Consider the following 23,180-nt stretch of genomic DNA (forward strand, 5'->3'; position numbering starts at 1 on the left):
TTACTTCGTTATCACTTTACAGGTGCGCGGAATGCATTCGCAAGTTGAAATTATGCACCTAATACCTATATATATAACCAGTGTTTGATGTTTCCATTTGAAACATGAGCAAAAAACCAAGCTTGGGGAGCAAGGATTTTTGATGCGCCGCCACTTGAAAGCGTCGGCTCGACTATAATCTTACCGAGTTTTTGAGCGCAATTTGATGATCTTGACAATATTTATCCGCCGCCAGCGGCCATAAATCCGCATTCATCATCTGATCAGCCGGGGACAGCATCATTCGCCGCAAGTCTGTGCTGGCGGCAACCCTGTCCGACAACTGTTTTTGATATCTGTTACCTGAGGCACACGATGACCACTACCAAACCCGCCAAGCACGCCCATGTCCTGATCCTCGGTTCCGGGCCCGCCGGCTACAGCGCCGCTGTCTACGCCGCCCGCGCCAACCTGAAGCCGGTCCTGATCACCGGCGTCGAGCAAGGCGGCCAGCTGATGACCACTACCGACGTCGAGAACTGGCCCGGCGACCCGCACGGCGTGCAAGGTCCGGAACTGATGCAGCGCCTGCTCAAACACGCAGAAGAATTCAACACAGAGATCATTTTCGACCATATCCACACCACCAAGTTGTCGGAAAAACCATTTCGCCTGATCGGCGATTCGGGCGAGTACACCTGCGACGCCCTGATCATCGCCACCGGCGCCTCGGCCCAGTATCTCGGCCTGCCGTCGGAAGAAGCGTTCATGGGCAAAGGCGTCTCGGCCTGCGCCACTTGCGACGGTTTCTTCTACCGCGGCCAGGAAGTCGCCGTGGTCGGCGGCGGCAATACCGCGGTGGAAGAAGCGCTGTACCTGTCGAACATCGCCAGCAAGGTCACCCTGATCCACCGCCGCGACAAGTTCCGCGCCGAACCGATCCTGGTGGACCGCCTCAACGCCAAGGTGGCGGAAGGCAAGATCGTCATCAAGTACAACCACACGCTGGATGAAGTCACCGGCGACGCCAGCGGCGTCACCGGCATCAACATCAAGTCGGTGGCCGACGGCAGCGTCACGCCGATCACGCTGCACGGCGTCTTCATCGCCATCGGCCACAAGCCGAACACCGGCATTTTCGACGGGCAGCTGGAAATGCACAACGGCTACATCAAGACCCGGACCGGCCTGGAAGGCATGGCCACCGCCACCAGCGTGCCGGGCGTGTTCGCCGCCGGCGACGTCCAGGACCACATCTACCGCCAGGCCATCACCAGCGCCGGCACCGGCTGCATGGCGGCGCTGGATGCCCAGCGCTTCCTGGAAGATTAAAGGTCACGCGTGGGCACGGTGTGCCCACCCTACCCCGCCGCCTTTCACCATCAGCAGACGCATATATCATGGCCGGCCCGATCAAAGACTTCAGCGCCCTCAAATCGCTGCGCAAGGAAATCAAGGCGCAGGACGAAGCACGCCAGGCCGCCGCGGCCGAAGCCAAGCGCCGCGAGCAGGAAACACGGCGCGACGCCGACATCTTCCGCAGCAGCATCGGCAACGTCAAGCCGCTGGCGGTTCCGCCCAAGTTCACGCCTGACATCCCGCGCCCGCTGCCGATCGCGCGCCAGCACCTGGCCGACGAGCAAGCCGCGCTGGCAGCATCGCTGTCCGACGATTTCAACATCGAAACCCTGCTCGACACCGACGAAACGCTCAGCTTCGCCCGCAACGGCATCGGCCCCGACGTCATGCGCAAGCTGCGGCGCGGCCACTGGACCATCCAGCAGCAGCTCGACCTGCATGGCCTGCGGCGCGAAGAAGCACGCGAAGCCCTGGCCGAATTCCTGCGCCTGGCGGCCAAGCGCGGCTGGCGCTGCGTACGCATCATCCACGGCAAGGGACTGGGTTCCATCAACAAGGAGCCGGTGCTGAAATCCAAGGTCCGCAACTGGCTGGTGCAGAAGGAAGAAGTACTGGCCTTCTGCCAGGCCACCGCTGCCGAAGGCGGTTCCGGCGCCTTGCTGGTGCTGCTCAAGGGCCAGGCCGCCTGATTCGTAGGGTGGACACCTGTGCCCATCCTACTAAAACAAACCCATCTGGCCCGACAAGCGGTCTTTTTCCGGCTGCACGTACGGCCGCTTGAAACGGCTCGTATCCAGCGTGCCGAACGAACCGCCGTGCGTCATGCCGAACCTGAGCACGGCCTTTTCAAAACGCTGGCGCAGCAGATCGGCCCACACGCCCTCGCCGCGCATGCGGGTGGCAAAATCGGCGTCATAGTCGGCGCCGCCGCGCATCTCGCGGATGCGGTTCATCACGCGGTTGGCGCGCTCCGGAAAATGCGCCTGCAGCCAGTTCTTGAACAAGGGATTCACCTCCCACGGCAGACGTAAAACGGTATAACCGGCGCGCACCGCGCCAGCCTCGGCGGCCGCCTCTATCACGCGTTCCATGTCCGGTTCGGTGATGAACGGAATCATGGGCGCCACGCTGACGCTGACCGGGATGCCCGCCTCCGCCAGCGTGCGGATGGTGCGCAGGCGCCGCGCCGGCGTCGCCGCCCGCGGCTCCAGCGTGCGGGCGATGGTCGCATCCAGCGTAGCGATGGTGACCGCCGCCACCGCCTGCCGCTTGGCCGCCATGGCGGCCAGCAAATCGATATCGCGCTCGATCAGCGACGATTTGGTGATCAGGGCCAGCGGATGTTCGCAATCGTGCAGCACCTGCAAGATGCGCCGCGTCAGCAGCAATCCGCGCTCGCAAGGCTGGTAGGCATCGGTGTTGATGCCCAGCGCGATCGATTCGGCGACATATGACGGCCGCGCCAGCTCCCGCTGCAACAATTCCGGCGCATTCACCTTGGCAAAAATCCGGCTCTCGAAATCCAGCCCGGGCGACAGTCCCAGGTAGCTGTGGGTCGGCCGCGCGAAACAGTAGATGCAACCGTGCTCGCAGCCGCGATAGGGATTCAGCGAGACATTGAACGGCAGGTCCGGCGAGGCATTGCGGCTGAGGATGCTCTTTGCCTGTTCTTCGGTGACGATGGTGCGCAGCGCTGCCGGTTCATCCAGTTCATCTTCCGCCGCCCAGCCGTCGTCGAACTCCTCGCGCTGCGCAACTTCAAAGCGGCCTTGCATATTGCTGGTCGCGCCGCGGCCCTTGCGCGCCACGCCGGCAGGCTGGAACTGGATTACCTGGGGAAAAGGCTTTTTTTGATAATCTGACATCGCGGCGCTAATATACTGTACATATATACAGTATATTAGCGCAAATCCTGCCTTTTGCAATGGCTACATCCAGTTCAGGGCAGCCTAAAGACTTAGCGGCGTCTCGGCGCGTTTGCGGCGCAACCGCTGCACCATTCTGTCCATATACAGATACACAACAGGCGTCGTGTACAAGGTCAACACCTGCGACAGCAGCAAACCGCCCACCATGGCGATGCCCAGCGGCCGCCGCAGCTCTGATCCCGCGCCCGCACCCAACGCCAGCGGCAATGCGCCCAGCAGCGCCACCATGGTAGTCATCATGATCGGCCGGAAGCGCAGCAGGCATGCCTTGTAAATTGCCTCTTCGGGCGACAGGCCGCCGGCTTCCTCCACGATGGCGACGTCGACCATCATGATTCCGTTCTTTTTGACAATGCCGATCAGCAGCATGACGCCTATCAGCGCCACCAGCGAAAAATCGTAATGCAGCAGGATCAGCGCCAGCAGTCCGCCGATGCCGGCCGAAGGCAGGGTCGACATGATCGTGATCGGGTGGATAAAACTTTCATACAGGATGCCAAGCACGATGAAAATGGCCAGCAGCGCCGCCAGGATCAGGAACGGCTGGTTTGCCAGCGATTCTTGAAACGCTTGCGCGCTGCCGGCGAAAATCGAGCTCAGGCCGGCAGGCTTGGCCATCGAACGTTCCTTCGCATTGATGGCGTCGATGGCGTCGCCCAGCGCCTGCCCTGGCGCCAGGTTGAACGACAAGGTCGAAGCTGGAAACTGGCCGTCGTGGTTGACCGTCAGCGGCGCCGATGAATGTTCGAACCTGCTTATGGCGCTGAGCAGCACCGGCACGCCGCTCTTGGACGGCACGTAGATGCGGGCCAGCGCGCTTTCGTCGAGCTGGAAGCGTGGATCGACTTCCAGCACCACCCGGTACACACTGACCTGGGTGTAAAAGCTCGCCACCTGGCGCTGGCCGAAGGCGTCATACAAGGTATCGTCCACCGCCTGCGTGTTGACGCCGAGGCGCGCCATCGCCTCCCGGTCCAGAACGATTTGCAGGCGCGGCGCCGTCGGCTCGCTGTCGCCTTCGACGTCGCGGATCTGCGGGATTGTCCGCAGCGCCGCCAGCATGCGCGGCGTCCATAGCTGCAGTTCGGCCAGGTTGGCGTCGCGCAGCGTGTACTGGAATTGCGTTTTGCTGACGCGCGCGCCGATCTGCAGATCCTGGCGCGCTTGCATGTGCAAGGTGATTTCCGGAATATTCCTGACCCGCTTGCCGATGCGGTCGATGACTTCGTATACCGAGGCACGGCGCAGCTCAAACGGCTTCAGGTCGATCAGCAGCCGGCCGACGTTAAGCGACGGATCGCCCTCGATCCAGAAATAGACGTTCTGGATATCCGGATCTTGCCGCACCGTGTTCGCCAGCGCTTGCATCTGGCGCAGCATCGCCGGGTAGGAGATATCCGGCGAGGCTTCGGTCACGCCGGCGATCAATCCGTTATCCTGCTGCGGGAAAAACCCTTTCGGGATATAGACATAAATGCCAAGCGTGACCACCAGCGTCGCCAGCATCACGCCCAGCGTCAGGCGCTGGTGCCGCAGCACCGTGCGCAAGCCGCCGGCATAGGCCTGGCGCATGCGCTCGAGAAAATGTTCGCAGCGCTGGTGGAACCAGTCGCTGCGGTGTGTTGACTGGACGCTCAGGAAGCGTGCGCACAGCACCGGGGTCAGGGTCAGGGAAACCACGCCGGAGATCAGGATGGCGATGGCGGCAGTATCGGCAAATTCGCGGAACAAGCGCCCTACCACGCCTCCCATGAACAGCAGCGGGATGAATACCGCCACCAGTGAAATCGTCATGGAAAAAATCGTAAAGCCGATTTCATGCGAACCCTTGAACGCTGCCGCCTGCGGTTCCATGCCCTCTTCCACATGGCGCAGGATGTTTTCCAGCATCACGATCGCATCGTCCACCACAAAGCCGATCGAAATCGTGAGCGCCATCAGGGAAACGTTGTCCAGCGTGTAGCCAAGTCCGTACATGGCGGCCATGGTGCCGAACAGGGACAGCGGGATGACGATCGCCGGGATCAGGGTGGCGCGGATGCTGCCCAGGAAAATGTAGACGACGAACACTACCAGCAGGCAGGTCAGGAACAGCGTAAATTGCACGTCGCTGACCGATGAACGTATGGTCTGGGTGCGGTCGCCCAGCAGCACCAGGTGCAGCGAAGGCGGCAGGTTGCGCTCAAGCGCAGGCAATGCTTCTTTTACTTTCGCCACGGTAGCGTTGACGTTGAATCCTATCTGCTTGTGCACATCGATCATGACCGCCTGGTGCTGGCCCAGCCAGGCACTCTGCTTGACGTCCTCCACGCTGTTGACGATGACGCCGGCATCGCGCAGCTTGACTGTGGCGCCGTTGCGCGACGTCAAGGCAATGGCGCCATATTCCGCCGACTGGCTGAGCTGGTCGTTGGTATCCAGGGTGATCGATTGACGGCTACCGTTCAAGGTCCCCTTGGGGCCGTTGGCAGTCGCTTCAGCTATGCGTTGGCGTACGTCTTCCAGCGTCAGGCCCATCGCGGCGACACGGTTCGGGTCCATCTGAATACGCACCGCGGGTTTTTGCCGGCCGTGGTAATCGATCGCACCTACACCGCGTACGCGCGCAATCTCGGGCGTCAGGAAATTCTCGACATAGTCATCGACCTGGCCGATCGGCATGTTGTCGGCATAGACCGCGATCGTCATCAGCAAGGCATCCGACGGATTTTTTTTCTCGAAGGTCGGCGGATGCGGCAGGTTCTTGGGCAGGTCGCCAAGCGCTGCGTTGATCGCACTTTGCACATCCAGCGCCGCCGCATCCACGCTGCGCGCCAGGTCGAACTGCACGCTGATCGAGCTGGCGCCGAGCGAACTGGTCGAGGTCAGGGAGGTGACGCCGGGCAGGATCGCCAGCGCCCGCTCCAGCGGCGAGGTAATCGAGGAGGCGACTGTTTCCGCGCTGGCGCCAGGTAAATCGGTATTGACAGAAATCGTCGGGATGTCAACCTGGGGCACGCCGGCTATCGGCAATTGCGTATAACTGGCGATACCGATGAACAGCAGCCCTATCATCAGCAGGAATGTGGCTACCGGGCGCCGGATAAACCATGCGGAAAGGTTCAAGGTCTCGATCCAGGTTAGCGTGAAACCACGCTGTTTGTCGCAGGCTTGACCTGCGCCGGCGGCGCTGGCGCGGCCTTGACATCGACGCGCGCTCCCGCCTGCAGCTGGAACTGCCCTTCCACCACGACCCGTTCGCCGGCGGCAAGCCCGGCCAGGATCACGGTCCGCTCATCCGATACCGGCCCGACCGTGACTTCCCGCGATTCGGCGATATTGTCAGCTGTAACGATATACACGAAAGGATGCTGCGCTCCGGTCTGGATCGCCGTCGACGGCACCGATATCGCATTCGGCAGATCGTTCAGCACCACGCGCACCGACGTGAACGCCCCGGGCCACAGGTTTTCCTGGGCATTCTTGAAGATCGCCTTGCAGCGGATGGTGCCGGTGGCGACATCGATCTGGCTGTCGATCAGCGTCAGTTCGCCCTCGTCCAGCACCTGCCTGCCGTCGTCCGCCAGCGCCAGCACGGGCAGAGCCTGGCGTTCCTGCTGCCGGCGCAAGACCGGGAGCAAAACCTGGGGCAGCGAAAAGACCATGGCGATCGGCTGGATCTGGCTGACGACCACCAGACCGTTGACATCGCCGGCGTGCACCAGGTTGCCGGCATCCACCAGCCGGGCGCCGAGACGGCCGTCGATCGGGGTGCGGATCGTGGTGTAGCCCAGCTGCAGCTGCGCCAGATCAATCTGGGCCTGGTCGCCGTCAAGGGTGGCGCGCAGCTGGTCCAGCTGCGAGCGAGTGGTGTCGCGAATCTGCGTCGTGCCGGAATCGTGCTGCACCAGGAATTCGTAGCGCTCCAGATCGCGCCGGGTGTTGACGAACTGGGCGCTGTCTTTCTGCTTTTGCGCCTGGGCCGCGTGCAGTTGCACTTCAAAAGGTTGACGGTCAAGCTCGATCAGGACATCGCCGCGTTTGACGTTCGCGCCTTCCTGGAACAACACCTTGTTGATTTGAGCGTCGATGCGCGCGTGCACCACCACGGTATTGAGAGCCTGCACCGTAGCGGCGCTGTCGAGGTAGCTGCGCACGTTCTTCTGCTCTGCCAGCGCAACTTTGACGGCAACCGCTTTTCCCGCGCCGCCGCCCTGGCCGGCGCTCTGGCCAAACAATCCAAAATGGGCGCCGGCGATGTACAACCCCGCCGCAGCGACTGCCGTGCCGACCAGCCACCGAGATTTTGCCAGTTTCATTCTTTGTCTTTTTGATAGAGGGATGAGCGCGTTACAGATCGACGCATCAGCGATGCACAGCGCTCCGACGCGAGCAAAGCCCAAGCAGCGGAGATTTTATGGCGGGACATTGCTGGCGCCGGGACATGCGCACAACTCTGCGCGAGTGCGAATTTATCAAGCGATACTTAGCCGAAACTTAGCCGTGGCCAGGAATCACTTGTCCAAAAGTCTTGCCTCGACAGCATCTTCTGCCCTACGAGGTTGCAGAGAACCACCTTCGAGCCAACTCTCGACCCGGACTATCTCCTCTTTCTGCGCTTGCGCGGCATTTGACTCTTCATGCGGCCGTCTTTGACTGAAAGAGGAGGACGGACAGGCAGCAAGCCTGCCCTATAGGCGAAATGGCAGGAAACGCAGGAAATAAATCAGGGGAATACAAAGCAGGATAGCCAGGGCGCTGCTGATCACACTCCAGCCGAGCGCGTAATGATAGTCGTTCGTAATGATATGCAAGGAAATCGCTGCGCCGCGCACCAGGCCCAGGAAAACGAAATGCGCCGGGAAAATCACCAGCGTATTGTCTGAAAGCCAGCCGGCTATCCCTGACGCCGGCAATAACTTGGAAATACATAAAACGGCGGCGATCCCGAACAGGGAAACCGGCAGGTAAAGCAGCGGTTGCGCACCGAAATACATGGTGGCCAGATCTACCCTGTCGTTCAATTGCCCGAGACCGACCAGCAGCGCACAAGCAATCAGGCCCGCCAGGAGCAGATTGCCGGCGCGCATATTGTCAAACCAGGCGCGTTCGCGGACATACTGTCCGATGGCGTAAAACGACAGCGCCGGCCACATCGTATCCAGGCCAAGCAGCAGCCTGTATGGCGGACGGCTGACGGCCAGCGTGACGGCAAATCCGAGAATTACAAACCAGCAGGTGGCGGCGCTCAGGTTCAACAGCTTGCGCGCCGCCTGGTACACGATCACCGTCGCCACCAGGCAAGGAAAGAACCAGAGCGGCGGATTGATATACAGGTCCGGCTCCAGGCCAGTCAGCAAGCCGGCGATGGGGTCGTACCACAGACGTCCGGCAGACATTGCGGCCTTCGCTCCGATGTTGCGGGTAGCCAGCCAATACAGGTAAGCGAAGCAGAAAAACAGGAAATACGGCCAGGCCAGGGTGCGCAATATTTTTTTTGCATTGCCGTACACGGACTCTTCCAGTTTTCCTGGCTTGAGCAAGAATCCGGAAATGAAGAAAAACAACGGCACGTGGAAGCTGAACAGCAGGCGCACCATGTAGTCCGACAGGCCTTTGCTGTGGCCGATAACGATCAGGACAATGCCGATGGCCTTGGCATTGTCGATGAACACGTAGCGAGCGGCTGTGCCCGGGTTGAGCGATGAACGTTGGAGCGATGGAAAAAAAATCATCGGGAAAACTACGGGAAAGGCAGCGCCGCATCCGGCTTGACGGCCAGGATTACGCGCTTGAATTCCGCCTGTATGCGCAGCAGCGCCGATGGCGACTCGGCTTCGAAGCGCATCACGATCACCGGCGTGGTATTGGATGAGCGCGCCAGGCCGAAGCCGTCCGGATATTCGACACGCAGGCCGTCGATTTTGATGATGTCGTCGGCGCCGGGGAATGTCGCCTCGCCTTGCAGTTTTTCGATCAGGCTGAAGTTCTCCCCTTCTTCCAGTTTCAGCTGCAGCTCGGGCGTGCTGGACGATTGCGGCAACGCGTTCAACACCGCCGACGGATCGCTTTCGCGGCTCAGCAGTTCCAGCAGGCGCACGCCAGCGTACAGGCCGTCGTCGAAACCGTACCAGTGGTCCTTGAAGAACACATGGCCGCTCATCTCGCCGCCCAGCGGCGCCCCGGTTTCACGCATCTTGGCCTTGACCAGCGAATGGCCGGTCTTCCACATCAGCGGCTTGCCGCCATGCGCGGTAATCCACGGCGCCAGGTGGCGCGTGCATTTGACGTCGTACAGGATCTCGCGGCCCGGATGGCGTGTCAGCACGTCCGCGGCAAACAGCATCAGCTGCCGGTCCGGATAGATGATCTGGCCATCCTTGGTGACCACGCCGAGGCGGTCGCCATCGCCGTCGAAGGCCAGGCCGATTTCGGCGTCCGAATTTTGCAGGGCGCGGATCACGTCCTGCAGGTTCTCCGGATGGGCCGGATCGGGATGGTGGTTGGGGAAAGTGCCGTCCACTTCGCAGAATAGTTCTTGCACCTCGCAGCCGAGCGCACGGTACAGCTCGCCGGCAAAAGCGCCGGCGACGCCGTTGCCGCAATCGACCACGATCTTCATCTGCCGCGCCAGCTTGGTGTCGCTGACGATGCGCTGCAGATAAGCCTGCCGGATGTCGTGCTGGCGGTAGCTGCCGCTTGGCACAGATATGGTTGCCTCGACGCTGCCGTCTTCGATGGCCTGGTACAGCTGCTGGATGGTCTCGCCATATATCGCCTCGCCTGCCAGCACCATCTTGAAGCCGTTGTAATCAGGCGGATTATGGCTGCCGGTGACCATGATGCCGGACTGTGCGCCCAGTACATGGGTCGCAAAATACACCATAGGCGTCGCTACCAAGCCCAGATCGACCACATCCACACCGGCATCGCGCAAGCCGGCAGCCAGGGCGGTGGCAAGTTCAGGTCCGGATAAACGGCCGTCGCGGCCGATAATCACCGTTTTTTCGCCCTTGGCCCGGGCGGCGGTGCCGAAGGCCTGGCCGATCTGGCGCGCGATGCCGGCGTCCAGGGTTTTACCGACGATGCCGCGAATGTCGTAAGCCTTGAATATGGAATTTTGAATCGGGAGCATAGTGTTGTACCAGGTTGGCTGCCTTAGCAGCGTTTATAGATGTCTTCGAAACGCACGATGTCGTCTTCTCCCAGGTAGCTGCCCGACTGCACCTCGATCAGGTGCAGCGGCAGTTTCCCTGGATTCTCCAGCCGGTGCCGGACGCCGATCGGAATGTAGGTCGATTCGTTCTCGGTCAGGAATTTCTCCTCGTCGCCGCAGACAATGCGCGCCGTGCCGCTGACCACCACCCAGTGTTCGGCGCGGTGGTGATGCATCTGTAGCGAAAGTTTCCCGCCCGGATTGACGGTAATCCGTTTCACCTGGAAGCGGTCGCCGCCGTCGATGCCTTCATAACAGCCCCACGGCCGGTAGACACGTATGTGGTTCATGTGTTCCGTGCGGCTGTTTTTCTTCAGGGCTTCGACGATTTTCTTGACGCCTTGCACCTGGTCCTTGTGCACTACCAGCACCGCGTCCTTGGTTTCCACCACCACCGTGTCCTGCATGCCGATCACCGCCACGAAGCGGCTCTCGGCACGGATCATCGAATCGCGGACACCGTCGGTATACACATCGCCGCGCAGCACGTTACCGTCGGCGTCGCCGTCCAGTATCTGCCATAAGGCCGACCAGGAACCGATATCGCTCCAGCCGATGTCCGCCGGCACCACCACCGCGTGCCGGGTATTCTCCATGACGGCATAGTCGATCGATTCCGCCGGGCAGCTGGCGAAGGCGGCCTCATCCAGGCGGCAAAAATCGAGATCATGGTAAGACGCCTGGAAAGCCCGGGCGCAGCTCTCGGCGATCGCCGGCCGGTACTCGCGCAGTTCCGCCAGGTAGCGCGCCGGCTGGAACAGGAACATGCCGCTGTTCCAGCTATAGGCGGCATCCGCCGCAAATGTCTCGGCGCGCGCCTTGTCCGGCTTCTCGATGAATTTCTCCACCGCGTAGCAGCCGTCGATGCCATTGAATGCGGCCTTGGCGCGGCGAATATAGCCATAACCGGTTTCGGCGGCGCTAGGCACGATGCCGAAGGTCGCCAGCGCGCCTTGTTCGACTGCCTGCGCTGCGCACTGGACGGCCTTGTGGAAGGCTTGCGCATCGCCGATCACATGGTCGGCCGGCAGCACCAGCATGATGGCGTCCTTGTCATGTTGAAGCAGGAAATGCGCCGCCACCGCGACCGTCGGCGCAGTATTCTTGCTTTCCGGCTCCAGCAGGATGGCCAGCGGCGCCATGCTGATGCCGCGCAACTGCTCCGCCACCATGAACCTGTGCTCATTGCCGCAGGTGAGCAACGGCGGCATCAGTTCCGGCCAGTCCGCCAGCCGCAGCAGCGTTTCCTGCAGCATCGAATGCTGCGAACGCAACGGCAGCAACTGCTTGGGCATGGCCTCGCGCGAGAGCGGCCACAGACGCGTGCCGGAACCTCCGGCCAGGATCACTGGATAGATTTTCATGGTCAGCTCACCGCGCTTTCATTTTCCGGCAGCCGGTCGCGGGCATCGCCCCAGTCGGGTATGCCGGCTTCAGGCAAACGGCGCATCTGGCCGGCACGGTCTACGCTGTATTGCTTGAATACGATCGCCTCGTCCAGCTGGGCGCCGCCCAGGATCCGGGTGTATTCGAACAATACGCTGCGCACTACTTGCGCGCCGGAGCATATATGGCTGCCATGCCCGATCCAGGTAGGGCCGACGATCTTGCTGCCGGCATCGATGCGGCAGCCCGAACCGATATACACCGGCCCCTCGATCGTCGTACCATCCCAGTCTATGCTGATGTTGAGGCCGGCCCAGACGCCCTCGGCGATCTGCTTGCCGGGTATTTCCAGCTGCGCTACCCGGCCCTGCATCACGTTCTGCAGGACGCTCCAGAAATCGGTGACGCTACCGATGTCTATCCAGTTGAAAAACCGCTGCTGCGCATAGAATGGCAAGCCCTTCTTCGCCATCAACGGAAACAGCTCGGAGCCGATATCGAACATGATATCGGCCGGGATAAGGTCTATCACTTCCGGCTCGAAAATGTAAATGCCGGTGCTGGCGAAATTGGATAAGGCTTCATCTTGCTTCGGTTTTTCCTGGAACGACTCGACCCTGCTTTCCTGGTCCATCACCACGACGCCGTAATTATCGACCTTGTCCCACGGCACTTCCTTGGTAATGACACTGGCCAAGGCCCCTTTCTGCTTGTGCTCGAACAGCGCCGAACTGAGATCGAGGTCGATCAAGGCATCGCCGCAGATCACGATCACGGTATCGTCGAAGAATTGCCCGAACTGCTGGATCTTCTTGATGCCGCCCGCCGACCCCAGGGGTTCCGCCGTCACCTCGCCGAAATCATTGATATAACCCTCGAAGGAATAACCTATCTGCACTCCATACTGGCTGCCGTCGCCGAAAAACTCTTCGATCTTGTGGTGCAGATGGCTGACGTTGACCATGATCTCGCGCACGCCGTAACTGGCAAGATATTCGACCAGGTAAGCCATCACCGGCTTGCCCAGGATCGGGATCATGGGCTTCGGCAGGTCGTAGGTCAGCGGGCGCACGCGGGTGCCTTTGCCGGCCGCTAGAATCATTGCTTTCATGTTTCACCTCACACAAGTTGAATCAAAAACAGGCTGAATCAGTCGTAGGGTGGGCACCTGTGCCCACGCGGACCGTCGGTCATGCAGGGACCGCCTACAGCGTGGGCAGAAGATCTGCCCACCCTAGGTCCAATTGCGTTTTCTAACTGCCGCTTTTCTTGCGGCACAGCAGCAGGAACGTCAGGATATCGAAGGTATAACGACGCAACAGCCGCCGCGGCTCCAGGCACAGGCGGTACAGCCATTCCAGCCGCAGCCTTTGCACCAGGTGCGGCGCGCGCGGCTTATAGCCGCCCCAGAAATCGAACAGGGCGCCGACGCCGACCACGACTTTGGCGTTGAGCGCCTGGCGGTTCACCAGGATCCACTCTTCCTGCATCGGATTGCCCAGCGCCACCAGCACCACTTCCGCCTGCGAACGGTTGATCAGGGCCACCAGGCCATCCCGCTGCTCCTGCAAACCGCGATAGCCGTCGCAGCTGCCGACCACGATCTGCTTCAACGGCCCGCCCACATGCGCTACCGCCTTGTCCAGGATTTCCGGCCGGCCGCCCAGCATGAACACCCGTTTGGGCGCGCCCGTTCCGCACAGGAGGTGCGGGATGAAATCGGTGCCGTTCAGGTTTTCCTTGAACGCCTCGCGGCCGAACAGGAAAGCTGCGATATCCATGCCGACGCCGTCGTTGACGATCGTCACCGAGGCATTCCGCATTTTCTCCAGCAGATGGTTGCAGCGCACGATGAAATTCGTGTTGGCGAAAAACAGCGTTATTTTTTTATTGACCCACATCGCATGCTGCAAGTACCTGGCCAGCACGGAGGCGGTAGTCTTGACCACCGGGAAACCGGCGATCGGGATTGTCTTCTTTGTGTTCATGAAAAAACTCTCCTAAACAGCGTCTCCTGAAAAAAAAGCAAGACGCTTGAACCCATCGCGCTGCCGTCTATCGGGCGCGGCCCAGCCGCATAGCCGACAGCAATAATCCATGCCAGGAAGCGTTGACCGACCTGATCTGCCAGCCGGTGACAACCACCATGAATGGATACAACAAGCAGGCGATAAGGACACCGCCCGCAACCAAGGTCACGTTGCTGATTCCCGGCGGCACCAGCAACAGGTATGCCGTCAGTCCAAGGACCAGGAAGGTGCTGCCCACCAGCGGCGGCGCCAGCGCGTACCAGACCTGCTGCGCGTTGAGGCCGAGCTCGCGGTTGAGCCGGATCTGGGACGGGGGAAAAACCAGCAGGTAGGCGCCGCAAAACGACAGGCTCATGCCAAGCAGGCCGAAGCGGTAGCAGCTCACGGCCAGCACGGTCGCCAGCGTCAATTGGGCAATGCCGAACAGCACCGGCAGGCGGTTTTTTCTTATGGCGAAAAACAGGTAGTCGTTCAGGTGCACGATGGACGACAGCAGGTACAGCAGCGCCAGCACGCTGACCACCGGCGCCGCAGGCAGCCACTTGGCGCCGAACACGGCGGCCACCAGCGGCTCGGCCAGCACCGCCTGGAAACACAGCAAGGGAGCGACGCAGAACAGCGTGATGCCAAGGATCTTCAAGTACCCGCGCCCCATCGCCGCCATATCCGCGCCGGCGTCGGAAAATACCGGCAACGCCACTTTCTGCATGGAGCTGGCGATCACCAGGTACACCGCCGAGGTCACCCGTTTGCCCAGGTTGTACAAGCCGGTGGCGTATGGCCCCAGGAAAATGCTGACCAGCAGCGAATCGCCATTGGTATTGGCAAACTGCAGAATGCCGGTCAGTCCGACCTGGCGGATGTCGCTCCAGTATTTCTTGTTCAATGCGCGGTCAAACACGATGCGCGGCAGCCAGCGGCTTTGCGCCACCACCAGCACCAGCGCCAGCCCGGATGCCGCAACCTGCTGCACCACCAGCGACATCGCGCCCCAGCCGCCGGCAGCAAGCGTTATGCCGACCACGCCGCCGGTCATCACCGAGCCGATCGAGCGGATCGCCAGCTGGCGGAACATCATGTTGCGCACCAGCCTGGCCTCGTAGGCACGCATCAAGCCGAAAAACAGCACCGAAAAGCTCATGCCCTGCAATACCGTTTTCAGCTCCGGCGCCCGATACAAGGAGGAAACCAGGCCTGCCGAAAAAAACATCAGGGCGGCGAGCAGCAAGCCCGCCAGGGTGCAGCATGTAAACACCCAGGAGAAAAACCTGTCGTCCGGCAGGCCGGCGCGTATCACCGGCATCGCAATTGCATCGAACACCACCAGCCGGGTGAACAGGATGAAAAGATGGGCGATGGTCAGCAAACCGAATGCGTCCGGCGCCAGGAAACGTGCCAGCACCGCAAAAATCACGAATGAAATGACTTGCTGTGCGAGATTGTCCACGATCGACCAGATCGATCCGGACGCCAGGCCGCCGCCTGTGCTTTTCTGATTCATCGCATTCCTAGTCTCAGATCGGGCATGGGGTTCTCCATTGCTTGCTAGCCGCGCCAGCCGCGCACGCGCGCCAGCACGCTCAGGTATTTGAAACGCGCCTTGAGGAAATCGCCGCGGGCCAGCGCCAGCACGATGCCGCCGCAGGTCCTCAGGCAGGTAGTCGGGAAATACCAGAACGGATATTTGTTGATCCGCATTACGCGGCCGATCCCGGTTTCATATTTTTTCTGGCGGTGGCAGGCGCTGGCGTCGAAATCCGCCGTCTTCACCGGATGATGCAAGGTCATGTCGACCAGGAATTTCAATTTGAACCCATGCCGCAGGCTGCGCAACAGGTAATCGGTCCCTTCCGCCGCGCCCCACACCGTGCCGGCGCCGACCCCCAGCGATTCGTCGAAACCGCCGACCGTATCGACCACGCGCCGGCGCAGGAAAATGCTGAATTCGATCGCGCCGCGCCAGACGTTATAGCGGTTCAGCAGCGCGCTGTTCTCCAGCCAGCGCCCCTCGACATTGCCGTCGCCGTCGGTGAAGCGGCCGGTAATGCCATCCAGCTCCGGATGGCTGGCCAGCACCGTGATCACCTGTTCCAGCAAACCGTCCGGATACCAGCAATCGTCGTCGGGAAAAGCGATCACGTCGCCGTCGGCCAGGACCAGGCCGGCATTGCGCGCGCGCGAGGCGCCCAGCGCAGCCGAACGCACGTGCCGCAGCGGGAATTTCCGGCGATACAGATCCAGCAGCGGCACCAGCCTGTCGTCGCCGTTCTGGTCGACCACGATCAGCTCAAAATTCCGGTAGTCTTGCGCATCCAGCGATTCCAGCAAACGGGCGACTTCGTCAACCCGCCCTACCGTCGCCAGCACCAGCGAAAATTTCATTTGCATTCCTTTACAATCGTGTCACGCACTGCTACATGCCTTTTTTCAGGATGGTCATTTGCGGCCGTTCGCCGTTGCCGTCGGGCTGCACGCTGAACGGATAAGTCCCCAGCCACTGCCCGGCGGCCCAATAGGTCCAGCCGCCCCAGGCGGAATTGCCCTTGATGGCATCCATCATTGCCGTCAAGGCCGCCAGGCACTGCTGGTTGGCCGGCACCCCGAATTCGCCAAGAAACAGGCGGCGCCGGGTCGAAGTGGCCCACAGGGCGACGTTGGCCATGATTGCGCTCAGGCCGGCCGGCTCCACGCACTCGTTGCCGGTGCCGGAAAAATTCGCGTCCGCGTACTGATGCACTTCGATCATGTAGTTATCGGCGGGATCACGAAAGAAACGGAAAGCGTCTGCATTCGACACCACGCCGTCTTTTGCGTACCAGGAATGGGCGCCGCTCCAGCCGCCGCCGGGAACCAGGATCAGGTGCCGCGAGCCTTTCCTGCGCAAGGCGTTCAGCGTTTCCTGCGCGGTTGCCGCCCATTCCGCGGTCGGTAGTTTGGCCGGTTCGTTCATCAAGCCGAAGGCGACGTTCGCCGGATCCTTGAAATTGGCCAGCAGGCGCTGCCAAAGGTCGGTCAGGGCCGCGCGCGGCACTTGCGGCGAACCGATAGGCTGACCGCGATATTGGCCATAGTTGTGCACATCGAGGATCATGCACACGCCAATCGAACTGGCGGCTGCAACGCTATCCTTGATACGCTGCAGTTCGGCCTGGTCCAGTTCGCCGAACAGCTTCGGCTGCACCCTCTCCCACAGAAACGGCAGGCGGAAGGTGTTCATGCCCATGGATTGGAACAGGCGCATTTCATCCAGGTCCGGGTACACGTAGTCGGTAAATACCTTGCCGGGCAGTTTTTCCGCGGCGAATTCGGCGCCGCTCAGGTTGACGCCGGCCATCGGCTTGCCGTCCATGCAAGCGGCGAACGAAGCCTGGCCAGACAAGGCGCACGCCAGGGTCAATGCGGAGAACAGGAATTTGATCATCTGGTGTCACCTCCTAAGGGCATTGACCGGGATCCGGCCGCCAGCGGAAACGCGGTCAAGAATTTCCGCTTGAACAGGCTGCCCGCGGATTTGATCAGGCGCGCTCCGGGTTTCTCGACCAGCCGATAGTTGAGCCATGAAAACAGCAAGACAAGGACGGCAACCGGCAGCAGGATAAACGTCGGGAACGGCTCCGAATGGATTTTCCGGAGCAGGTAAATAATCGGCATATGCAGCAGGTAGATGGAGAAACTCCATTCACCGCATAAAACCATGGCCCGGTTTGCGAAAAAGACATTACCGACGGCAGACGGGAAGGACAGGCCGAATACCAGGAAGGCGCTGAAAACAGCGGTGAGGATGCTGTTATAGAACTCCTGGTTGCCGGCGAACGGCAGCACTGTCCAGCCCGCCGCAATCGATACCAGAGCGGCAACCGAAACCGCATGCAGGAGCGCGAACCATTTCCGGTTCTGGTCGCGGCTGTCGACATGCGAGCGCATAACGCCGGCAATCATGCCGAACAGGAAATAGTGCAATTTCGAGCCGACGAACGTGCCCGGAAAAATATCGCGGTACGACAGCAGGATCAGGCTGGCGAGCGCCAGGAACAGCAGTCCGGCGACATCGGACCGGCCCAGGAACCGGCTGCCCGCGGCCCAGGCCAGCAGGAACAGGAAGTAGAACTCGACTTCGGGCGTGATGCTCCAGAATACCGACACATTGCCCGAGAAAAAAACATGGCGCAGGATATTCTTCCCCGATATCCCATAGACAAAATTCGGATCGAGATTGACGTAGATGACATAAGAAACCAGGAGAATCACGAGATAGGCGGGGGCAATCCTGGAAAAACGGGAAAACGCATAATCGGCGACGTTGATTGCCGAAAACCGCTTTCCGAGATACAGATAGGCCATGAGAAAGCCGCTCAAGGAAAAGAAGATCGCCACGCCGATTTCACCGAAAAGGTGATTTTTCCAAGGCAGGGCAAACCAGTCCAGCGCGTGGCCGTATACCACCAGCAGCGCCGCCAGCCCGCGCAAGCCCGTGATTGCGTCAATTTTTTCTCTATCCATGGAAAATCCCGGATGCCTTGGGCTGCCGCCTCAACGCACCAGCTCCTTGTACACGTCGATATATTTTTCCGCGATGCGCCGCCAGTCGTAGCGTTCCACGAACTGCTGCATCTGCGTGCGCCGCCGCGCGTAATCGGTCTGCATCTCTTGATGCAGCAGCATCAGGCTCGCCACGTTTTGTTCCTGGGTCGGCGCAGACAGCAGCAGCCCTGCCCGCGATTGTTCAAGCAGGTTGCGGAACGGCGGGATATCGCTCAATACCGGCGTCAGACCGGCGCTCATCGCTTCGATCGGCGCAATGCCGAAGCCCTCATGCCTTGACAGGCAGATGAAGTAGCTAGACTGCGCAATCAGCGCCGCCAACTCATGGTCAGCAGGATTCGCCACGATCTGCACCGCATCCGCAAGGCCGTTCTGCCTGGCCCAAGCACGCAGCTCTTCCGCGCTATGGTCATATTCGCGGCCGGCGATGATCAGCTTCCAGCCCGGTTGGCGCTGCGCCAGCTGCTGGAACAAGGCGAGCGTTTCGAGCAAGCCTTTGTTGACCGACCAGCGGCCGAAATAGATCAAGGTCCGCGTCAGCGCCGGCGCCGACTGGTTGCTGTATTTCTCGACGTTGACGCCGTTTTCGATCACGGCCAGTTTCGGCGGCTTGACGATGCCGGAAAACATGTCGCCGTCGTTGTCGCTGGTGGCGATGATCTTGTCGTACGCCATGGTCGAAGCGCGCGTGATTGTGTTGAAGTAGACTTTCTTGAGCCCGGAAGCGAAGCTGGTATGGAAAAACCCGCCATGGGTCGACGCCACCAGCGGCCGCCTGTGCAGGGGACGGGTCAGCGCCAGGTAATCGAAAAAGAAATCGATGCCGTGCACATGGATCACGTCGGCGTCCGCCACATGCTCCAGCACGCTGGGACACAGCGGATACCTGCTGCTGCCGTGGAACGGCAGGCGCACCACGGCGACGCCGTTGACCAGTGCCTCGGAACTGAGGAATTCGGCGGAATTCCTGAACAGCCGGTTGAGCGTGACCACCTTCGGCAGCTGGCCGTGGTGCTCGCGCTGCTGCCTGGTGATATTCTGCACCACGTCTTCCATGCCCCCGATCGAGGGAGAATACTGGCGCACGATGTGCGTAACCTTAATCGGCCTATCCTTGGGCATGTTGTTTCTCCTTTGCTTTTCCCGACGATCGTGTGGCCGCGCCGGCAGGCGATGGCGAGGAGTCAGCCGCTTTTCCTACAGTGCAGCCGACCAGGAACCAGAGGATGCCGGCGGTTTTCAGCGCAAACAGCGAGGTGCCGCTGACGCACAGGATCAGGGAGATGTACAGCGTGATATAGGCGCGGAAGCGGTTGCCCCGCTCGTCCTCCATCCTCAGCATCCAGAACGGCAGCCATAACAGGAAACACAGCGGCAGACCGAGCCGCGTCAGCAGGGAGGGATAACCCATGTCGCCGAAATTGGTGTTGTAGCCGTCCAAGCCCAGCAGCATGCCGATATCCAGGTCCAGCAGCGTGCGGCCGCTTACGTACAGCCGGCCCAGGAAACTGTCGCTGTACCGGCCGTCGAAGAAGGTCCCGATCAGCAGCAGCATCAGTGCGCTCAGCAGCGGCAATACGATCAGCCAGGTGTTGCTGCTCTTGGCCAGCGGCGAACAGCGCAGCGCGATCAGCACGGCGACCGTGATCATGCCGTAACGCGAGTCGCTCATGATGATCATGAGGGCGGCGGCCAGCAGGAAAAAAAGCATGTCTTTGAACTCTTCACGCCGTTTCGACAAGCCCCAGGCAGCGACGATCACCGCAAAATTCCCGAGCGAAACCGGCTCCAGGAAAACCGAGGATATGCGGTGACTGCCGAGCAGCGACGGCAGTATGGTGCGGCCGATTCCCTCCGGCCTGATCCCGTTCAGCCCCAGCACGCTGTCTTTGGCCCAGTTGGAGCCGGCGGCGAGGCCGCCCTGGTTGACGTAATAGGAAAAGATATTGAAGATGCGCGAATAAAAATCGAGGAAAAACCATTCGGCAAAACCGAAAGCCAGCACCAGCAGCACCGCCAGCTTGAGCAAGCGGTCGGCATACCGGATATCGCCGATCTGGCGGCCGATGCCGTAGAACAGGATAGGAATCATCACGTCCCGGAATCCTTTCGGATCCAGCTGGTTGCGCATGATCGCCAGCAGGAACAGGTAGGCGGCAGCCAGGGCGGCGATGGCGACCAGTTCCAGCCGGATGTTCTTGCTCAGCACCACCATGCACAACAGGTAGATGACAAATTCCGAAAACACCACGCCTGCAGTCGAGATGGCATGGACGTTGGTATGGATGGCGCACAAGGCCGCCTGGTACAGCAGCGCGGCCATGAGTATCCAGAACGTCATCCGTTCGGCCGGCACCGACAAGCTGGCTGAGCGCGGGAAAATATAATCCCTGATGTTTGCAAAATTCTGCATGCGCTTGATCCCCTTTATCAGAAACTCACCAGCACCGAACCCACCACTTCCGTGCCGCTGCGGCGCAGCTGGTCGCTGAAGGCGGTGAGATCGGCCACCCGGGTATGGTCTTTGCGCACCACCAGCAGCACCCCGCCGGCGCGGGCGGCGATAGTCAGGACGTCAGCCGCGCTGGAGCATGCCGGGGTGTCGTACAGGATGACGTCGAAACGGCTGCGCAAAGTCTGGTTCAAGGCGTTGAAGCTGGAGCGGTTGATCAGTTCCTGCGGATTGGGCACCGGCGCTCCGGCCGGCAGCAGCGACAGGTCGGCGAACGACTCGGCGACGGCGAGCGGTTCCAGGCCGGCGCGCCCTGCCAGTACATCGGCCAGCCCATGCCCCGCCGCCAGGTTGAATATCCGCTGCTGGCGCGGCTGGCGCAGGTTGGCGTCCACCAGCAGGGTCTGCAAGCCGAGCTGCGAAAACACGATAGCCAGGTTGGCAGCCATCAGACTGGTGCCGTCGCCCGCGTTGACGCTGGCGATGGCCAGCGTCTTGCGGCTGGCGGTGAACCAGCGCAGCATCAATTGGCTGCGCACCGAACGCAGCATTTCCACTTCGGCGCTGAAAGGCTGGTAGGCGGCAACCAGGGCGGCCGGATAATTTCCGGCGCTTTCCTGATAGGGATAGTCGAACTGGCGCGACAGCACTTGCTGGATATCCAGTTCGCTGACCAGCCCCAGCCGTTGCGCCGCTTCGCCGAAACGCAGCCCCTGTTCCTGCTGCAGCCGCCGCACGCGTTCTGCCTGCTCGGCCGTGAGCTTGCCTTGCTCCACCAGCATGCGGCCCATATTGCCATCCTTGCGGTGCGACATTGCGCTATCAAAGAGAGGACTGACCGGTTTATTCATTTTGTTTCACCTTTCCGGTTGGCGCGCGATCACCGCGATAAAAACAGCTGAGGGAACGCAATCCTGCGCGCCGGCTTGCGCCAGACGATGGTGCCCAGCACCGGCGCATCCAGCACGTTGAGCAGGTCGCTGCCGGTCCTGACGCGCCGGTTTGTCAGTTCCGCCAGCACCGCCAGGGCTAGCCCCAGCATGCTGCCGAACAACAGCGACAGCACCATGTTGAGCGGGATATTCGGGCTGGCGGGGCGAGTCGGCACTGTGGCCGGACTCAGCACGGAGACGTCGGACTGGTTCGACTGCCCTTCCAGTTCGGTCTGGCTCAGGCGCTGGGCGGCGGCATCGTAGGCATGCTGGGCGCTCTCGACATCCTTGGCCAGCACCGCCAGTTCGTCGCGGGCGCGGTTGAGCTGCAGCACCTTGGCGGTCTGCGCCGTCAGCGCGGCGCGGATTGCACCCTCGCGCTGGCGCTGGATGCGGGCGTTGTTGGCGGCTCCCGCATTGGTGGCGCTGATGCTGTTGTTAAGCTCGGAACGCAACTGGTCGACCTCAGCCTTGGCGGCCTGGTACTGCGGATGGTTGCGGTCCAGGTTCTGCGACAGCAAGGCAAACTTCCCTTCCGCCGCCGCCAGCGACGCTTTCAGGTTTTGCACCAGCACGTTGGAAATCACGTCCGGCGAATCGCGGCCGCCGCTGCCCATCGCCTGGCTGCCGCGCGACGACGCCTCCGCCCCCTGCCCTTGCGCCAGCACCAGCTGGCTCGACAGTTCATTGAGGCGTGCGGTCTCGACATCCAGATGACCATCGGCGCTGACCAGGCCATGCTCCTGCTGATAGCGCGACATTTTTTCCTCGGCTTGCTCCAGCGCGGCGCGCAAGGTCGTGGTCTGCTGCGTGAAATAGGTGGCCGCCTGCCGCAACGGTTCAACCTTGATCTGCAGGTTCATCTGCTGATAGGCTGCCGCAATGGCGTTTGCCGCCTGCGCCGTGAATGCCGGATCGCTGCCCTTGGCGGTGATTTCTATCATGCTGCTTTCACGCGAAGGCGTTACATCCACCATCTTTTGCAAGGAATCGGCCAGCCATTCGCGGATCGAACCCTTGCCGTTCGCCACTTGCCGGAAGCGTTGCTGAGTGACCGGACTGTCGGCCAGGCCCAGCATGTCGACCGCCTTCAGCGCCACGCCCCTGCTGCCGACGATATCGACCTGGGTCGCGACGTAGCCGGACACCAGCTGCGCCGGCAGCACCCGGCCCGACACCGGATCCGTGCCCTTGTAGTTAAGCAGCAGCGTAGTCGAAGTGCGGTAGATCCTTGGCAAGGTGAAACTGACCGCGGCAGTGGCCACGACAGCAATCAGCAAGGTCAGCAGGATGACCTTGTAGCGTGCACGCAGGATGCTCAGAAGCTGTGGGAAAGTCATGAAAGCTCCTCTCTAATGGCGGCGTGAAAATGATGGC

The 23,180-nt window shown here is 61.1% G+C and carries 18 protein-coding genes; 2 read left to right on the forward strand and 16 right to left on the reverse strand.

Annotated elements, in window-relative coordinates:
• Positions 1-354 precede the first annotated feature (354 nt).
• Together trxB and CFU_RS14020 are read left to right on the forward strand one after the other, a co-directional pair.
• The gene (gene trxB, locus CFU_RS14015) at positions 355-1,311 is read left to right on the forward strand and encodes a thioredoxin-disulfide reductase (RefSeq protein WP_014006698.1); all 957 of its coding nucleotides are present in this window, start codon (positions 355-357) and stop codon (positions 1,309-1,311) included.
• Positions 1,312-1,379: 68 nt separating this feature from the next.
• A complete protein-coding gene (locus CFU_RS14020; RefSeq protein ID WP_041742069.1) occupies positions 1,380-2,027 on the forward strand; it encodes a Smr/MutS family protein in 648 nt (215 codons plus the stop codon).
• 30 nt (positions 2,028-2,057) lie between these two features.
• Here CFU_RS14020 and CFU_RS14025 read toward each other — a convergent pair whose 3' ends face one another.
• The 16 genes from CFU_RS14025 to epsF form a co-directional block, all read right to left on the reverse strand.
• Positions 2,058-3,203 (reverse strand): PA0069 family radical SAM protein, encoded by a 1,146-nt coding sequence (locus CFU_RS14025; RefSeq protein ID WP_050808593.1) that lies wholly within the window; start codon positions 3,201-3,203, stop codon positions 2,058-2,060.
• Positions 3,204-3,287: 84 nt separating this feature from the next.
• A complete protein-coding gene (locus CFU_RS14030; RefSeq protein WP_014006701.1) occupies positions 3,288-6,371 on the reverse strand; it encodes an efflux RND transporter permease subunit in 3,084 nt (1,027 codons plus the stop codon).
• A gap of 14 nt (positions 6,372-6,385) precedes the next feature.
• Positions 6,386-7,564, reverse strand: a complete 1,179-nt coding sequence (locus CFU_RS14035; RefSeq protein ID WP_050808594.1) for an efflux RND transporter periplasmic adaptor subunit — start codon at positions 7,562-7,564, stop codon at positions 6,386-6,388.
• Positions 7,565-7,936: 372 nt separating this feature from the next.
• A complete protein-coding gene (locus CFU_RS14040; protein WP_014006703.1) occupies positions 7,937-8,980 on the reverse strand; it encodes an acyltransferase family protein in 1,044 nt (347 codons plus the stop codon).
• Between the two features lie 8 nt (positions 8,981-8,988).
• On the reverse strand, positions 8,989-10,380 hold the full coding sequence (locus CFU_RS14045) for a phosphomannomutase/phosphoglucomutase (protein WP_014006704.1): 1,392 nt from the start codon (positions 10,378-10,380) through the stop codon (positions 8,989-8,991).
• A 23-nt stretch (positions 10,381-10,403) separates the two neighbouring features.
• On the reverse strand, positions 10,404-11,825 hold the full coding sequence (locus tag CFU_RS14050) for a mannose-1-phosphate guanylyltransferase/mannose-6-phosphate isomerase (RefSeq protein WP_014006705.1): 1,422 nt from the start codon (positions 11,823-11,825) through the stop codon (positions 10,404-10,406).
• Positions 11,826-11,827: 2 nt separating this feature from the next.
• Entirely contained in the window at positions 11,828-12,958 is a 1,131-nt protein-coding gene (locus CFU_RS14055) for a sugar phosphate nucleotidyltransferase (protein ID WP_014006706.1), read from the reverse strand.
• 142 nt (positions 12,959-13,100) lie between these two features.
• The gene (locus CFU_RS14060; RefSeq protein ID WP_014006707.1) at positions 13,101-13,835 is read right to left on the reverse strand and encodes a WecB/TagA/CpsF family glycosyltransferase; all 735 of its coding nucleotides are present in this window, start codon (positions 13,833-13,835) and stop codon (positions 13,101-13,103) included.
• 67 nt (positions 13,836-13,902) lie between these two features.
• The gene (locus CFU_RS14065; protein WP_014006708.1) at positions 13,903-15,378 is read right to left on the reverse strand and encodes a lipopolysaccharide biosynthesis protein; all 1,476 of its coding nucleotides are present in this window, start codon (positions 15,376-15,378) and stop codon (positions 13,903-13,905) included.
• A 44-nt stretch (positions 15,379-15,422) separates the two neighbouring features.
• Entirely contained in the window at positions 15,423-16,259 is an 837-nt protein-coding gene (locus tag CFU_RS14070) for a glycosyltransferase family 2 protein (protein ID WP_041742070.1), read from the reverse strand.
• 31 nt (positions 16,260-16,290) lie between these two features.
• Positions 16,291-17,298, reverse strand: a complete 1,008-nt coding sequence (locus CFU_RS14075) for a glycoside hydrolase family 5 protein (protein ID WP_014006710.1) — start codon at positions 17,296-17,298, stop codon at positions 16,291-16,293.
• A complete protein-coding gene (locus CFU_RS14080) occupies positions 17,295-18,377 on the reverse strand; it encodes an acyltransferase family protein (protein ID WP_014006711.1) in 1,083 nt (360 codons plus the stop codon). The genes CFU_RS14075 and CFU_RS14080 overlap by 4 nt, the downstream gene beginning before the upstream one ends.
• A 30-nt stretch (positions 18,378-18,407) precedes the next feature.
• Positions 18,408-19,541 (reverse strand): glycosyltransferase family 4 protein, encoded by a 1,134-nt coding sequence (locus CFU_RS14085; RefSeq protein WP_014006712.1) that lies wholly within the window; start codon positions 19,539-19,541, stop codon positions 18,408-18,410.
• Positions 19,528-20,832: a hypothetical protein gene (locus tag CFU_RS14090; RefSeq protein WP_014006713.1), complete on the reverse strand. Its 1,305-nt coding sequence runs from the start codon at positions 20,830-20,832 to the stop codon at positions 19,528-19,530. The genes CFU_RS14085 and CFU_RS14090 overlap by 14 nt, the downstream gene beginning before the upstream one ends.
• Before the next feature lie 17 nt (positions 20,833-20,849).
• Complete coding sequence (gene epsG / locus CFU_RS14095; protein ID WP_014006714.1) at positions 20,850-21,722, reverse strand: chain length determinant protein tyrosine kinase EpsG; 873 nt, start codon at positions 21,720-21,722, stop codon at positions 20,850-20,852.
• A 29-nt stretch (positions 21,723-21,751) separates the two neighbouring features.
• The gene (epsF, locus tag CFU_RS14100) at positions 21,752-23,143 is read right to left on the reverse strand and encodes a chain length determinant protein EpsF (protein ID WP_014006715.1); all 1,392 of its coding nucleotides are present in this window, start codon (positions 23,141-23,143) and stop codon (positions 21,752-21,754) included.
• Positions 23,144-23,180: the final 37 nt, after the last annotated feature.

Origin of the sequence: Collimonas fungivorans Ter331 (assembly GCF_000221045.1) — a bacterium.
GTDB lineage: Bacteria > Pseudomonadota > Gammaproteobacteria > Burkholderiales > Burkholderiaceae_D > Collimonas > Collimonas fungivorans_A.

What these genes read in the sequence shown, in the direction of transcription:
- trxB (WP_014006698.1), top strand. Translation starts at nt 355, where the DNA reads ATGACCACTACCAAACCCGCCAAGCACGCCCATGTCCTGATCCTCGGT.
- CFU_RS14020 (WP_041742069.1), top strand. Translation starts at nt 1,380, where the DNA reads ATGGCCGGCCCGATCAAAGACTTCAGCGCCCTCAAATCGCTGCGCAAG.
- CFU_RS14025 (WP_050808593.1), bottom strand. Translation starts at nt 3,203, where the DNA reads ATGTCAGATTATCAAAAAAAGCCTTTTCCCCAGGTAATCCAGTTCCAG.
- CFU_RS14035 (WP_050808594.1), bottom strand. Translation starts at nt 7,564, where the DNA reads ATGAAACTGGCAAAATCTCGGTGGCTGGTCGGCACGGCAGTCGCTGCG.
- CFU_RS14040 (WP_014006703.1), bottom strand. Translation starts at nt 8,980, where the DNA reads ATGATTTTTTTTCCATCGCTCCAACGTTCATCGCTCAACCCGGGCACA.
- CFU_RS14045 (WP_014006704.1), bottom strand. Translation starts at nt 10,380, where the DNA reads ATGCTCCCGATTCAAAATTCCATATTCAAGGCTTACGACATTCGCGGC.
- CFU_RS14050 (WP_014006705.1), bottom strand. Translation starts at nt 11,825, where the DNA reads ATGAAAATCTATCCAGTGATCCTGGCCGGAGGTTCCGGCACGCGTCTG.
- CFU_RS14055 (WP_014006706.1), bottom strand. Translation starts at nt 12,958, where the DNA reads ATGAAAGCAATGATTCTAGCGGCCGGCAAAGGCACCCGCGTGCGCCCG.
- CFU_RS14060 (WP_014006707.1), bottom strand. Translation starts at nt 13,835, where the DNA reads ATGAACACAAAGAAGACAATCCCGATCGCCGGTTTCCCGGTGGTCAAG.
- CFU_RS14065 (WP_014006708.1), bottom strand. Translation starts at nt 15,378, where the DNA reads ATGAATCAGAAAAGCACAGGCGGCGGCCTGGCGTCCGGATCGATCTGG.
- CFU_RS14070 (WP_041742070.1), bottom strand. Translation starts at nt 16,259, where the DNA reads ATGAAATTTTCGCTGGTGCTGGCGACGGTAGGGCGGGTTGACGAAGTC.
- CFU_RS14075 (WP_014006710.1), bottom strand. Translation starts at nt 17,298, where the DNA reads ATGATCAAATTCCTGTTCTCCGCATTGACCCTGGCGTGCGCCTTGTCT.
- CFU_RS14080 (WP_014006711.1), bottom strand. Translation starts at nt 18,377, where the DNA reads ATGGATAGAGAAAAAATTGACGCAATCACGGGCTTGCGCGGGCTGGCG.
- CFU_RS14085 (WP_014006712.1), bottom strand. Translation starts at nt 19,541, where the DNA reads ATGCCCAAGGATAGGCCGATTAAGGTTACGCACATCGTGCGCCAGTAT.
- CFU_RS14090 (WP_014006713.1), bottom strand. Translation starts at nt 20,832, where the DNA reads ATGCAGAATTTTGCAAACATCAGGGATTATATTTTCCCGCGCTCAGCC.
- epsG (WP_014006714.1), bottom strand. Translation starts at nt 21,722, where the DNA reads ATGAATAAACCGGTCAGTCCTCTCTTTGATAGCGCAATGTCGCACCGC.
- epsF (WP_014006715.1), bottom strand. Translation starts at nt 23,143, where the DNA reads ATGACTTTCCCACAGCTTCTGAGCATCCTGCGTGCACGCTACAAGGTC.